A 12,245-nucleotide genomic window follows, 5' to 3' on the forward strand; every position below is an offset into this window, starting at 1 on the left:
GGTCACGTTTCCGCGCGAATCGCCGCGAGCTGCTCCTCGACCCACTCGGGAACGACGATGCTCGCGGGCCCGTGCCGCACCTCGTCGAAGAGCGGGGTGATCTCGCTCGCGGCGAGGTTCAGCTCGATCGTGCTGGCGCCGAACTCCGTCGCGGTCATGACGAATCCCGCTGCCGGGTAGACCCCGCCCGACGTGCCGATCGCGGCGAACAGGTCGCAGCGGAGGAGCGCCTCGTCGATGCGGTCGAGCTCGTAGGGCATCTCACCGAACCAGACGACATCGGGCCGGAGCATCCGCTCGCCGCAGTTCGGGCACGAGGGCCGTTCGATGAGGTCGGCTGCATGCGGAGCGCGGTCGCCGCACGCCTCGCAGAGCGCCGTGAGGAGTTCGCCGTGCATATGCACGACTCGCTGGGATCCGGCGCGCTCGTGCAGGTCGTCGACGTTCTGCGTGACGACGAGGAGATCGTCGCCGAGCACCTGCTCGAGCCGGGCGAGCGCGAGGTGCGCCGTATTCGGCTCGGCTTGTGCCACCGCGCGCCGCCGTGCGTCATAGAAGCGATGCACCGTGTCGGGGTCGCGTGCGAATCCCTCGGGCGTCGCGACGTCTTCGACGCGGTGTCCCTCCCACAGCCCGCCCGCGTCGCGGAACGTGGGCACGCCGCTTTCGGCCGAGATCCCGGCACCGGTCAGGACGACGAACTGCATGACTCCATTACACCGCTCGTCGGGTGTGCTCCCGGGCGCATCCGACGTGTCTTGGAGATCAGGTCAGCGGCTCGAGTCGCTCGGCGTCGTCGACCAGAGTGCGAGGGCGACGAGGAGGGGTTGGAAGAACAGGCGGATGAACCGCGCCCGGTCGCTCGTGAGCCCGAAGGCATCCCGCCGGCCGGCCCATTGCGCGAGGTTGCCGGGGAAGATGGCGACGAAGAAGGCCGCGACGATCGCGCCGATCCGCCTGCGCTCCCGAGGCAGCACGAGCAGCGCGCCGCCAAGGCCGATCTCGGCGACGCCCGACGCGACGACGACCGCGTCGGCGTCCATCGGCACCCAGTCGGGCACCTGAGCCCGGAACTCGCGCCGTGCCCAGAAGATGTGGCTGGTGCCGGCGAAGACGAGGCCGGATGCCAGGGCGATGCGCCCGAGCGTTCGCGCCGGCGTGGATCGCGGGACGCCGGGCCTCGGGCTCATCGCTCGATCGACTTCTCACCGGGCCGCCGCACGAGCGCGCGGAGCACGAAGAACACGATGACCGCGACCACCGCGACGATGGCGAGCTTGGCGACGAACCACAGCACATGGAAGGCCACATCGACGAGGATCCACGCGATGATGACGGCGGCGATGACGCCGATGACGGTCCATACGTTCCGACTCATGGTTCGAGGCTAGCCGAGGGCTCCGATGCTCGGCTCAGAACGGCGGTGATTCGTTCGTCGTCTCGAGGAGTGGTGGCGGGCCGATCGAGTCGGTGCCGACCGGCATCCTGCGTTTCGGATGGGAGAGGTGCCTGCGCCCGGCCGGCGACGTCCACTCGAGCACACCGCCCGATTCGTGCCGCACCGACCAGGACGACTCGTGCTTCAAATGGTGGTGAAGCCTGCAGAGATGGGCGAGGTTGTCGAATGCCGTACGACCCTCGTACTGCCAGTCGACGCTGTGATCGACCTCGCAACCGGCCGCGCGTCGATTGCAGCCGGGGAACCGGCAGCTGCCATCACGAACCTCGAGCCACCGTTTGAGATCTGCCGGCGGCCGGTAGCTCGTGCGGTCGACGTCGAGCACCGTGCCGGACACCGGGTGCGTGAGCAGTCGCGTGAACGACGGTGCCTTCGCGGCAAGCCTGCATGCGGTCTCTGCGTCGATCGGTCCGTAGCCGTCGAGCTCGCCGGGTTCGGCGGAATCGCCGGAGAGCGTCAGAACCGGCACCGTCACGTGCACGGTGGGGTGCACCGTCGCGGCAGCGTCGGCGAACACCGACTCGGCCGGGAGCCTGCCGTGGAGCAGGAGGTCGCGGGTCGCGTCTGCCCGGAGCTGATCGCGGCATCGGGCGTCACCAGCGCCGCCGCCCTCGCCATCACCGGCTGATCGGGCGATGCGATCGAGCCGGTCTTTGATGAGCAGCGCGTCTTCAGCGGGCAGGAATGCGTGCAGCCACGCCATGCCCGTCTCGCTCGGTCTCGAGCTCGACGCGGCGTTCGGCGCGGGCCGCACGGTGACGGGCTGCGATGGACTCGATACGGAGTTCGTCACGCAACGAGCGAGCCCTGCGTCGCAGGGTCGCGGCGGTGGTGCCGGCGGCGATGAGGGCGAGCCGCTCGTCGAGCCGAGCGCGCAGGCCGGGATCATCGTCGAGGTCATCGGTCTCCTGCACGATGACCGCGGCGTGGCGGGGGCTGATCTGCCCGTTGCGCATCGCCCGCAAGGTAGCCGGCAGCGTGGTGGACAGGGCCCATGCCTCGGAGATATGCCGTTCCATGGTGCGCTCGGGCACGTGCAGGGCGGTCGCGAGTTCGGCCGTCACGCTGCGATGGGCCATCTCGCGACGACGCTGCGGAGAAAGCGTGTTCGGAACGAAATCCTCCTCGCAGCGCAAAGCGTGGCCAACGGTGAGGAAGAGCACGTCGACCTGCATCGCCGCATTCATCGCCTCGACGCGCTGGGCCTGCACGGCCGCCTCGATGAGCTCTGACAAACCGTCTTGCGCGATCGCGTACGGCGAGCGGGCATCGCCCTCCATCGCCGCTTCGTGGTGCTCGGAATAGCCATCTGACCAGCCATTCGAGTCACCACCATGCATGCGTTCATTCTAACGGAATTCGAACATGTATTCGATGGTTGTGGAGAACTCCCGGGCGCTCCGACCCGACCCCGCTCGCACGTGGGCTGCACGCGATGCGGGATACGCTGGCCGTGCGTGCGGGCGCAGCCCCGCGACATCCGCTCGCCTTCGCTTGCCCTTGGAGGACCTCGTGCCCGATGCGAATTCGCTCGATGCGAACACGACCGACGCGCCGGCGCTGCACCCCGACACCGTCGCCATCATCGCCGGGCGTCCGCCGCACACGCCCGACGAGCCGATGAGCGTGCCGGTACATCTCACCTCGACGTACGTCGCGGGCGGCGAGCTCGAGTACGGGCGGTACGGCAACCCCTCGTGGACCGCGTTCGAAGACACGCTCGGCGCCCTCGAGGGCGGACACTGCGTGTCGTTCGCCTCCGGCATGGCCGCGATGGCCGCTGTGCTCGACCTGGTCGCGCCGGGCGGCACGGTCGTGGCACCGCGCCATTCCTACACGGGCACGGTCGCCATGCTGATGGAGCTCGAGGCGAAGGGCCGCGCGAAGGCCGTCTTCGTCGACATCACCGACATCGAAGCGGTGACGGATGCCTGCGCGGATGCCGCGATGGTGTGGTTCGAATCACCGACGAACCCGGCGCTCGAGGTCGCCGACATTCCTGCCATCGTGCGAGCGGCCCACGAGCACGGAGCCCTCGCCGTGGTGGACAACACGTTCGCGACGCCGCTGCTGCAGCGTCCGCTCGAACACGGCGCCGACCTCGTGGTGCACTCGGCGACGAAGTACATCTCGGGGCACAGCGATGTGCTCATGGGCGCCGTGATCGCGGCTTCGGAGAAGCATGCCGACGCGGTCCTGGCGCACCGCTCCATGTTCGGCGCGACGCCGGCACCGCTCGAGACGTTCCTCGCGTTGCGCGGCCTTCGCACGCTGCCCGTGCGGCTGGAGCGCGCGCAGTCCAACGCGCAGGAGCTCGTGCGGCGACTCGCAGGGCATCCGGAGCTCGAGGAGGTGCGCTACCCGGGATTCGGTGCCATCATCTCGATCGTCGTGCGCGGCGGAGCGGAGCCGGCCGACGCACTCGTGCAGCGCACGAACATCTGGGTGCACGCCACGAGCCTCGGCGGCGTGGAGTCGACGTTCGAGCGCCGCCGCCGGTGGCCATTGGAGCAGCCCACGATTCCCGAAGGGCTCGTGCGACTCTCGGTAGGACTCGAGCACGTCGACGACCTGCACCGCGATCTCGTGGGAGCGCTCGACTCGCTGGCCGAGGCGGATCGCTGAGGAGCGCGGCGCGGGGTCCTAGGCCTCGGCTGGAACCAGGATCTCCTCGGTCCTGAGCGCTCGTCCGGCCACGAGGAACCAGATCGGCGTGCCGACCCAGCCGACCAAGCCGAGGAACCCGCCGAGGCTGAACACCACCCATTGCATCCACCCGCCCGGAACCAGGAACCCCAGCCCGACGACCGAGACACCGACGAGGAACGCGGCGCCCATGAGCACACCCGACTTCGCCGGCAGGCGGGGGACGTCGCCGCGCTTCCCGAGCTTGACGCCGGCTGCAACGAGCCACACGGCCAAGGCCGCGAGCGCCGCCACCGCTGCAATGGTGGCGGGCACGAAGTCAAGGGCCCGGGCCACGAGGAGGAACGAACCTGCAGCCCCTGCCACCAGGAGCACCACCACAACGACGAGCGCGAACCGAGAAGCCGCAGAGCCCCCTAGGCGCCGGTCAAGCTGCACGACGACGGGGATGACGAGCAGGTTGTAGAGCCCGCCGCCGAGATCGCTGAGTGGTCCGAAGACACGAGGGCTCGTCGTGATCGGGATCTCGAACGCGTACATGAGGCCGAGCGCAATCGAGGTGATGATCCCGACGAGCCCGGCCGTGTAGGCGAAGACACCGGCCCGCCGGTCGCCCGCGATGATGACAGACGGCGGCGCCGTCTGTCGGCTGGAGGTTGGCGGGTTCATGTCGACTCCATCTGTTGGGGTGCGGCTGCGGGGAAATCCTCGGCGAGCGCCGCCTCGACCAGGCCGAGCGAGTCGTACCCATCGAGGATCCCGCCGATCTCACGCGCCCGCTCCTGAAGCCCTCGATCGGCGAGTACGCGCGCAACGCCGGCGGCGATGCGTTTGGGAGACGGACGCTCAGTGCGCAGGTCGACCGCGACACCGTTGTAGGCGAGACGGGCATTGATGTCGTTCTTCCCCTCGCGTGTGCCGGCGAGCAGCAGCGGCACGCGGTACTGCAGCGCGAGCATCACGCTGCCGTGGCCGCCGTTGCAGACGAAGACATCGGCATGCTGGAAGAGCTGATGGAAGTCGATGAAGTCCTCGACGATCACGGAGGGCAGCGGGTAACGCCGCCGCAACGCCGCCGTGCCGGAACCGGCGGTGACGGCCACCACCAGCGTGTCTCCTCCGGCGAGCGCCTCGATCGTCGGTGCGATGAGCTTCGACAGGTCGCGGTTGTCGACGGTGCCTTGCGAAACCACGACCAAAGGCCCGCTCCACGCCGTGATCCGCGGATCGAGTGGGGCCGCGGCATCCGCCCTCTGTGGAAGCAGCGCACCGACGTACATCGTGTTCGGCGGGGATTCGGAGCGCGGGAAGTCGGTCTCGGGGACGCCGGCCTGGAAGATGCGGGTAGCCGTCTCCTCGACGACACGGAAGACGTCGCGCTCCTCGACGGCGGGCAGTCCGGCGACGGCGAACGCGTCGTTGAACGACGTGAGCCCGAGTTTCAGCGAGCCGTACACCAGACGCCAGACGATGCGGTCCCGCACGCGCCCGATGGGCCCGCGCGCCGGCCGGAGGCCGAAGAAAGGTGGGGGCACGTCGCTTGCGGGGTACACGGATGGACCGGGATTCACCGCGTACACGGGCACGTGGAGCGCGCGGGCGACGATGGTCGCGGCGAAGAAGGCCGCGTCGCAGACGAGCAGCTCGAACGGGTACTCGTCTCGGATCTCGCGGATGTCGAGGAAATGGTCGCGCACGGGTGCCGCGAAGACCTTGTCGAAGTCGAAGGCGAGCCGGTTCGGGCCCCTGAGCTTCGCCCGCTCGGGGTAGAGCTCGCCGATGTTCTCGTCGGTCACCTCGATGGCACGCCGATAGGGGAACGCGGTCACGCCGAGGCGTTCGACCTTGTGCACGAAGCTCGGCGCGGTGTACCAGGCCACTTCGTGCCCTCGGTCGAGCAGACGGGCCGCCACTCCTGTGAGTGGATTGAAGTGCCCTGAGAAGGGCATGGTCGCTATGAGGATCTTCATGTTGCGCCGCCTCGGGGCTCCGGAAGTATGGCTAGATGCGATTACTAGTGATCACCTCTAGTAGAGTAGACCTCACCATGACGGCCCACAAGACTCCAGACGCTCCCGCACCCCTCAGCCGCAAGGAACGAGCGGGCCGCACTCGCGCGCGCATCCTCACGGCGGCACGCGCAGAGTTCACGGCGAAGGGGTATCACGCCACGACGATGGCAGCGATCGCCGCCGGGGCCGGCGTGGCCGTTCAGACCGTGTACTTCGTCTTCGGCACCAAACCGGCACTGCTCCAAGAACTGCTCGGCGTCGCCGTGATGGGCCAGTCCGACGACGGGCTCCCGGTGCAGCGCCCAGAGGACAGCGACTGGTTCCGAGAGGCACTCGAGTCGAGCGACGGCCGCCATGCCCTGGCATCGTTCGTGCGCGGGTCGATGCCGGTCTACTCCCGCGCAGCGGCGGTTGCCGAGACGGCGCGCGTGGCCGCGCAGACCGATCCCGATGTCGCCGACGTCTACACACAGGCAGAGTCGCGCCGCGTCGAGGAGTTCGGTCGCGTCATCCGTGCCCTCGCCGATCACGACGCCTTGCGCACCGACCTCACGATCGCGCAGGCGACGGCCGTGCTCACGACGGAGTTCGGTCCGCAGAGCTATCTCAGCTACACCGCCGGGCACGGATGGACGGATGCCGCGCTGGCCGAGTGGATGTCCGACGCGCTCGCGCGGCTGCTGCTCCGCTAGCTGCCGGCGGAAGCACCCTCCGACCCATGCCCATGGGCTCCGCGGGTCAGTGCATCACGGCACGGACCTCCACTTGCGAGAACGTCGTCTCCTCGAGCCGTCCCGCGATCTCGATCGCCCGGTCGACGCCCTCGACGTCGACGATGTAGAACCCGCCGATCATCTCCTTCGACTCGGTGAACGGCCCGTCGGTGACGAGCAGGCGGTCGCCGGTGCGTCGCACGACCTTCGCGCCGCTTGGGTTGAGTTCGTTGGAAAGGACGAGCTCGCCGGAAGCGGTGAGGTCTGCGAACACCTCGCGATGGGCGGCATCCAGCGCCTCCTGGCCATTGGTAGCCAGGTCGTTCCACGCTTCTTCGCTGCCGTAGATCAACAGCATGTACTGCATCGGTGCTCCAATCGATGGGTCGAATCGTCTCTTACACACACGACGAACGGCACGCGCGAATTCGACACCGGGTCAACGGGCCTGCTCGAGTAACCAGTCCATGGCGTCGGGCACGACGTCGAGCACCGAGACGTGCCCGTCGTCGAGCCGCATCCAGAGCCGAGCGTTCGGCAGCCGGCCGAGCATCGAGACGGCGTGGCTGCGCGGCACCACGCGATCGAGCTCACCCTGCACGAGCAGCACCGGCGCGACGACCGCTCCGAGCTCGAATCCCCACGGCGACGCGAAGGCGACGTCGTCGTCGATGAGCCCGTCGACGCCGAACGCCTCGGCTCGGTCGACGTCGGCGCCGAGCGACGACCAGGTTCCCTCGAGGGCGGCGAAGTCGGCCGGCAGGAACTGCTCGGGATCGAACTCGTCGGTCTCGGCGAAGCGCTCGCGCGCGGCGCGACCCTGCACGGCGGCTCGCAGGGCGCCGGGCGAACGCATGCCGCCGAACCAGTCGAACTCGTCGGTGTACGGCGCGATGCTCGCGAGCGTCGCGACGCCCGCCACGCGATCGGGAAGCAGCGCGGCACAGGCGAGCGCGTGCGGCCCGCCACCGGATGCCCCCATCACCACGAACCGGTCGACACCGAACGCATCGGCGACCGCCGCGACATCCGACGCCGCCGATGCGACATCCCGCCCGGGCCTCGGCGACGAACCGCCGTAGCTCGGCCGCCCATATGAGAGCACGCGGATGCCGCGAGCCGCCGCCGCCTCGAGCACCGGGTCGAGCGGGGCGCCGGTCTGCGGCGAACCGTGGTGCCAGACGAGCACGAGCCGGGCCGAGGCATCCGGCCCGCCGGCATCCGGCCCACCGGCATCGGGCCCGCTGTCGTACGCACGGAGCACTCGCCCGTCATCGAGGCGCACGTCGAGCTCGATCACCATGCTGCTCCTTGCTCCGTCGAGGACTCCCGCCTGAATCGGGTGCTCGGGATGCCAGCCTAGGCTGGTGCGAGTGATGAGCGGCTTCTTCTCGGGCGTCGGAATGCTGCTGCGCGGCTTCGGCTTCTGGCGGCGACGGCCGGCGGTCATGCTGCTCGGGCTCATTCCGGCGGCGATCGTCTTCATCGCCGTGCTCGCCGCGCTCGTCGCCCTCGGACTCAGCCTGCCGGGGCTGACCGACTGGCTCACCCCGTTCGCCGACGACTGGGACGAGCCGTGGTCGGCTCTCGTGCGCGGGGCGATCGGCGCCATCGTGCTCGCCGCGGCCATCGTGCTCGCGGCCGTGACGTTCACGGCGCTCACCCTCGCCGTCGGCGACCCGTTCTACGAGCGCATCTGGCGCGCGGTCGAGCTCGAGCTCGGCGGCGAGGTGCCCGAGCAGGGCTCCGGACTGTGGCGGTCGATCCTCGACTCCGGTCGCCTCATCGCGATCGGACTGCTCGCCGCGATCGTCGTCGTCGCCACGGGGGTCATCCCGATCGTCGGCGCCGTGCTCGCGCCCACACTCGGCGTCATCCTGTCGGGGCGGCTGCTCGCCATGGAGCTCACGGCACGGGCGTTCGAGGCTCGCGGCATCCGCTCGACCGCCCGGCGTTCGGTGCTGCGCGGTCGTGGGGCACAACTGCTCGGCTTCGGCGTCGCCACGCAGCTTCTCTTCATGGTGCCGCTTGGCGCGGTGTTCACGATGCCCGCGGCCGTCGCGGGTTCGACGATGCTCGCCCGGTCGGCACTCGACGCCGCTGCCGCTGCCAGCGGCGCCGGCGCGCGCGCCGGCAGCGCCGGCGGCGCCAGCGCCGCGCGTGCCGAGCCGACCTCGCCGCCCCCACCACCGCACTAGCCGAACACCTGGAGGTTCGGGAAGCGGATCCGGACTTGACCATTATTTAGTAAGCGCGCATACTATTTCGTATGACGACGAAGATCCTGGGCAGCGCGACTGCCCGCTCCACCGCCTCGGCCGACGCCTTCTTCGCTCGGTGGGTCGACCACGAAAGCTGGCCGACGTGGTCACCCGACACCGAGTGGGCACGCGTCGACGGGCCCGTCCGCACCGGCGCCGAGGGCGTGCTGAAGCCCAAGGGCGGCCCCCGCACGCGCTTCATCGTGAGCGCCTGCGCGTCCGGCCGCGAGTACACCGACACCGCGAGGTTCCCCGGCGCGAGGCTCGTGTTCCAGCATCTCGTCTCGCCAGTGGCCGACGGCGTGGAGCTCAGCGTGCTCGTCACGATGGACGGCCCGCTCGCCCCGGTCTGGGCCGCGATCATGGGCAGCGGTTTCCGCGACGCCGTGCCAGCCGACCTCGCGCGGCTCGTCGCGCTCGTCGAGGCGGAGCAGCCCGCGGTCGAGCCTCGGTCAACGGGGGCGGCACCGTGACCGCCTGGCTCGGGGTGGCCTCCGCCGAGCACGTGCGACGCGGCCTGACCCTCGGCATCGCCCAGATCGGCCACGGCAAGCGCGCCGGCCTCGCGCGCATCAAGCCCGGAGACCTCCTCGCGTACTACTCGCCGACCGAACGACTCCGCGACGGCGTGCCGCTCAAGCAGTTCACCGCCATCGGGCGAGTCGCCGACGACGTCATCTGGCAGGCCGACGAGGGCGAGTTCCGCCCGTTCCGGCGCCGCGTGAACTGGGAGGATGTCGCGCCGGTCGACATCGACACCGTCCGCGATCGACTCGCGCTCACGGCGCAGCCGAACTGGGGATACCAGTTGCGCCGCGGACTGATACCCCTCACCGACGACGACGCCGCGGTGCTGCTCGACGCGATGCGCTCGGCGCTGCACCGATGAGCGCGCGCCGACTGGCGAGCGAGTTCGACGACGCGGCTGCGAGCCCCGGCCTGCTGCTCTGGCGGGTGACCAACGCCTGGCAGGCGGCACAACGGGCGGCGCTGGCGCCGTTCGACCTCACGCACGTGCAATTCGTGCTGCTCGCCTCGCTGACCTGGCTGGATTCCGATAGGGCCGTGACCCAGCGCGAACTCGCCGAACTCGCCGGCACCGACCCGATGATGACCTCGCAAGTGCTCCGCGCCCTCGAGACGAAGGGGCTCGTCGTTCGAGGGCCGCACCCGCATGACGCACGGGCCCGGGCGCTCGCGGTCACGGACGCCGGCGCCGAGCTCGCGAACCGCGCCAACGCCGCCGTCGAGGCGACCGACCACGACTACTTCGGGCGATTGGGCGACGACGTCGCCGGGTTCGCCGATGCGCTCCGCCGGCTCGACGGTCTGCGGTCGTCGTCGCGGCATCCGGAGCCCCGCTAGCTAGCATGCGTCGAGGGGCGCCCGGCCGTCGAAGAGCAGCATCGGCACCGGCCCGAACGGCATCGACCGCACTCTGAGTCGACGGATGTCGCTGCCGATGAACCCCGCCGCCTCGAGGGCCGGCTCAGGATCACGATCCCAGTGGCATCCGTGGCAGAACCGCTTCGAGCACGGCGTCGCGATGAGCTGCACCAGGCGCTTCAGGGTGCCGGGCGGTGCGATCACATGGTCGACGAGGACGATGCGCCCGCCGGGCACGAGCACGCGACGCAGCTCGGCGAGCGTGGCGTCGACGTCGCCGACCGAGCACAGCACGTAGGTGCCGACGACCGCGTCGACCGCGTTGTCGGGCAGCGGGATCGACTCGGCCCGCGCATCGAGCGGAACCGCCGAGTGCTTCCACTCGCGCGCACGCGTGGCGAGCTCGGCACGACGCTTGTCGTCGGGCTCGAGGCCGACCCACTCGACATCAGGATGGAACGCACCGAAGTTCTCGCCCTCGCCCGCCCCGATCTCGAGCACCCGCCCGCGCACGCGCGACACGAACTCGCGCTCGAGCTCGTCGAGCGCATCGTCGTCGATGAGGACCATGCACGCACCGTACCGCGTACGTGAGACTTCCGGCGAGCGGTCGTCGGATTGCTCACTGCAGGCACATAGGAAGTGCAGAGCAGGCGCAGGGCGCACCGAGAGCAACATGGAGTTGATTCGACTCGACGCCGAACGAGAGGACTCCCCATGACCAACGACGCAACAGACACCCGGTGGCGCGACGCCGAAGACGAGATCATCGACGAGGAGGACCGCGGGCTCGTCTACGACATCCGCACGCTCGTGGACCGCCGGAAGGCGCTCGGCTTGTTCGGCGGCATCGCGGCAACCTCGCTGCTCGCCGCGTGCTCCGCCTCGCCGACGCCGACGGCGAGCGCGAGCCCGTCGAGCTCGGCATCGGCGTCGGCGACCGCCACGCCCGAGGCCACCGCGTCGTCCGAGCCGCTCACCGAGGTGCCCGACGAGACGGGTGGCCCGTACCCGGGCGACGGATCGAACGGGGTCGACGTACTCGACGACTCGGGGGTGGTTCGCAGCGACATCCGCTCGAGCTTCGGCTCGTCGACGACCACGGCACCCGGCGTGCCGCTGAACATCAACCTCACGGTGCGCGAGGCGGCCACCGGCAACGCGATGGCAGGCGCCGCCGTGTACCTCTGGCACTGCAACCGCGACGGCGACTACTCGCTTTACAGCTCGGGAGTCGAGAACGAGAACTACCTGCGCGGCGTGCAGGAGGCCGACGCGACCGGAACCGTGAGCTTCACGTCGATCTTCCCGGCCGCGTACGCCGGCCGGTGGCCGCACATCCACTTCGAGGTCTACTCGGATGTCGCGACCGCAGTGGCATCGGGTCCGATCGTGAAGACGTCGCAGATCGCGCTGCCGAAGGAGGCCTGCGACGCGGTCTACGCCACGTCTGGCTACGAGCAGAGCGTGCGCAACATGAACTCGACGAGCCTCGCGTCGGACAACGTCTTCGGCGAAGACGGCGGCATCCACCAGATCGCGAGCATGTCGGGGTCGGCGTCGGCCGGTTACACCGCGGCGCTCACGATCGGCGTGTGAGCGGGCCGGGTGCCGCCACGCGGCATCCGCCGGTCACGACGTCGTCGTGACTCCATGGGACTTTGGTCCCCCACAGAGCTTGTGCGACCCGTGAATGTGTCATACGGATGCTTCTCGGACCCGACCGACTGCATCGGAAGGTGAGATGTCGGCGGCTCGATTGGGGGCA

Annotated in this window: 17 protein-coding genes; 7 read left to right on the forward strand and 10 right to left on the reverse strand. The window is 69.7% G+C overall.

Annotation, left to right across the window (positions count from 1 at the left end):
• Positions 1-2: 2 nt before the first annotated feature.
• From J7E25_RS08395 to J7E25_RS08415, 5 genes are all read right to left on the reverse strand, one after another.
• Complete coding sequence (locus tag J7E25_RS08395; protein WP_214869677.1) at positions 3-707, reverse strand: NAD-dependent deacylase; 705 nt, start codon at positions 705-707, stop codon at positions 3-5.
• Between the two features lie 63 nt (positions 708-770).
• Positions 771-1,190, reverse strand: a complete 420-nt coding sequence (locus tag J7E25_RS08400; RefSeq protein ID WP_214869679.1) for a hypothetical protein — start codon at positions 1,188-1,190, stop codon at positions 771-773.
• Positions 1,187-1,378, reverse strand: coding sequence for a hypothetical protein (locus J7E25_RS08405; protein ID WP_214869681.1), 192 nt, complete (start codon positions 1,376-1,378; stop codon positions 1,187-1,189). The genes J7E25_RS08400 and J7E25_RS08405 overlap by 4 nt, the downstream gene beginning before the upstream one ends.
• Before the next feature lie 34 nt (positions 1,379-1,412).
• On the reverse strand, positions 1,413-2,162 hold the full coding sequence (locus J7E25_RS08410; protein WP_214869683.1) for an HNH endonuclease signature motif containing protein: 750 nt from the start codon (positions 2,160-2,162) through the stop codon (positions 1,413-1,415).
• Entirely contained in the window at positions 2,131-2,799 is a 669-nt protein-coding gene (locus tag J7E25_RS08415) for a DUF222 domain-containing protein (RefSeq protein ID WP_214869685.1), read from the reverse strand. The genes J7E25_RS08410 and J7E25_RS08415 overlap by 32 nt, the downstream gene beginning before the upstream one ends.
• A gap of 172 nt (positions 2,800-2,971) precedes the next feature.
• Here J7E25_RS08415 and J7E25_RS08420 point away from each other — a divergent pair, with 172 nt between their 5' ends.
• Entirely contained in the window at positions 2,972-4,084 is a 1,113-nt protein-coding gene (locus tag J7E25_RS08420) for a PLP-dependent aspartate aminotransferase family protein (protein ID WP_308164444.1), read from the forward strand.
• Between the two features lie 18 nt (positions 4,085-4,102).
• Here the strand turns inward: J7E25_RS08420 and J7E25_RS08425 are convergent, their stop codons facing one another.
• Complete coding sequence (locus J7E25_RS08425) at positions 4,103-4,774, reverse strand: hypothetical protein (RefSeq protein ID WP_214869687.1); 672 nt, start codon at positions 4,772-4,774, stop codon at positions 4,103-4,105.
• Positions 4,771-6,075 (reverse strand): glycosyltransferase, encoded by a 1,305-nt coding sequence (locus J7E25_RS08430; protein WP_214869689.1) that lies wholly within the window; start codon positions 6,073-6,075, stop codon positions 4,771-4,773. The genes J7E25_RS08425 and J7E25_RS08430 overlap by 4 nt, the downstream gene beginning before the upstream one ends.
• A 77-nt stretch (positions 6,076-6,152) precedes the next feature.
• On the opposite strand from J7E25_RS08430, the gene J7E25_RS08435 reads away from it, so the two are divergent.
• Positions 6,153-6,809, forward strand: a complete 657-nt coding sequence (locus tag J7E25_RS08435) for a TetR/AcrR family transcriptional regulator (protein WP_214869691.1) — start codon at positions 6,153-6,155, stop codon at positions 6,807-6,809.
• Between the two features lie 46 nt (positions 6,810-6,855).
• On the opposite strand, the gene J7E25_RS08440 is transcribed toward J7E25_RS08435, so the two are convergent.
• On the reverse strand, positions 6,856-7,197 hold the full coding sequence (locus tag J7E25_RS08440; RefSeq protein WP_214869693.1) for a YciI family protein: 342 nt from the start codon (positions 7,195-7,197) through the stop codon (positions 6,856-6,858).
• A 72-nt stretch (positions 7,198-7,269) separates the two neighbouring features.
• The gene (locus J7E25_RS08445; RefSeq protein ID WP_214869695.1) at positions 7,270-8,133 is read right to left on the reverse strand and encodes an alpha/beta fold hydrolase; all 864 of its coding nucleotides are present in this window, start codon (positions 8,131-8,133) and stop codon (positions 7,270-7,272) included.
• 73 nt (positions 8,134-8,206) lie between these two features.
• Here J7E25_RS08445 and J7E25_RS08450 point away from each other — a divergent pair, with 73 nt between their 5' ends.
• The 4 genes from J7E25_RS08450 (at position 8,207) to J7E25_RS08465 (ending at position 10,456) form a co-directional block, all read left to right on the forward strand.
• Complete coding sequence (locus J7E25_RS08450) at positions 8,207-9,028, forward strand: EI24 domain-containing protein (RefSeq protein ID WP_215009148.1); 822 nt, start codon at positions 8,207-8,209, stop codon at positions 9,026-9,028.
• 71 nt (positions 9,029-9,099) lie between these two features.
• Positions 9,100-9,564, forward strand: coding sequence for an SRPBCC family protein (locus J7E25_RS08455; RefSeq protein WP_214869697.1), 465 nt, complete (start codon positions 9,100-9,102; stop codon positions 9,562-9,564).
• Complete coding sequence (locus tag J7E25_RS08460) at positions 9,561-9,980, forward strand: EVE domain-containing protein (RefSeq protein WP_214869699.1); 420 nt, start codon at positions 9,561-9,563, stop codon at positions 9,978-9,980. Before J7E25_RS08455 ends, J7E25_RS08460 begins: the two co-directional genes overlap by 4 nt.
• Positions 9,977-10,456 carry a MarR family winged helix-turn-helix transcriptional regulator gene (locus tag J7E25_RS08465; protein ID WP_214869701.1) on the forward strand — a complete coding sequence of 160 codons (480 nt, stop codon included), beginning with the start codon at positions 9,977-9,979 and terminating at the stop codon, positions 10,454-10,456. The genes J7E25_RS08460 and J7E25_RS08465 overlap by 4 nt, the downstream gene beginning before the upstream one ends.
• On the opposite strand, the gene J7E25_RS08470 is transcribed toward J7E25_RS08465, so the two are convergent.
• Positions 10,457-11,047 carry a class I SAM-dependent methyltransferase gene (locus tag J7E25_RS08470; RefSeq protein WP_214869702.1) on the reverse strand — a complete coding sequence of 197 codons (591 nt, stop codon included), beginning with the start codon at positions 11,045-11,047 and terminating at the stop codon, positions 10,457-10,459.
• A gap of 147 nt (positions 11,048-11,194) precedes the next feature.
• On the opposite strand from J7E25_RS08470, the gene J7E25_RS08475 reads away from it, so the two are divergent.
• A complete protein-coding gene (locus J7E25_RS08475; protein WP_214869703.1) occupies positions 11,195-12,076 on the forward strand; it encodes an intradiol ring-cleavage dioxygenase in 882 nt (293 codons plus the stop codon).
• Positions 12,077-12,245 lie beyond the last annotated feature (169 nt).

The sequence above is a fragment of the Agromyces sp. ISL-38 genome, from assembly GCF_018613935.1.
Classification (GTDB): domain Bacteria; phylum Actinomycetota; class Actinomycetes; order Actinomycetales; family Microbacteriaceae; genus Agromyces.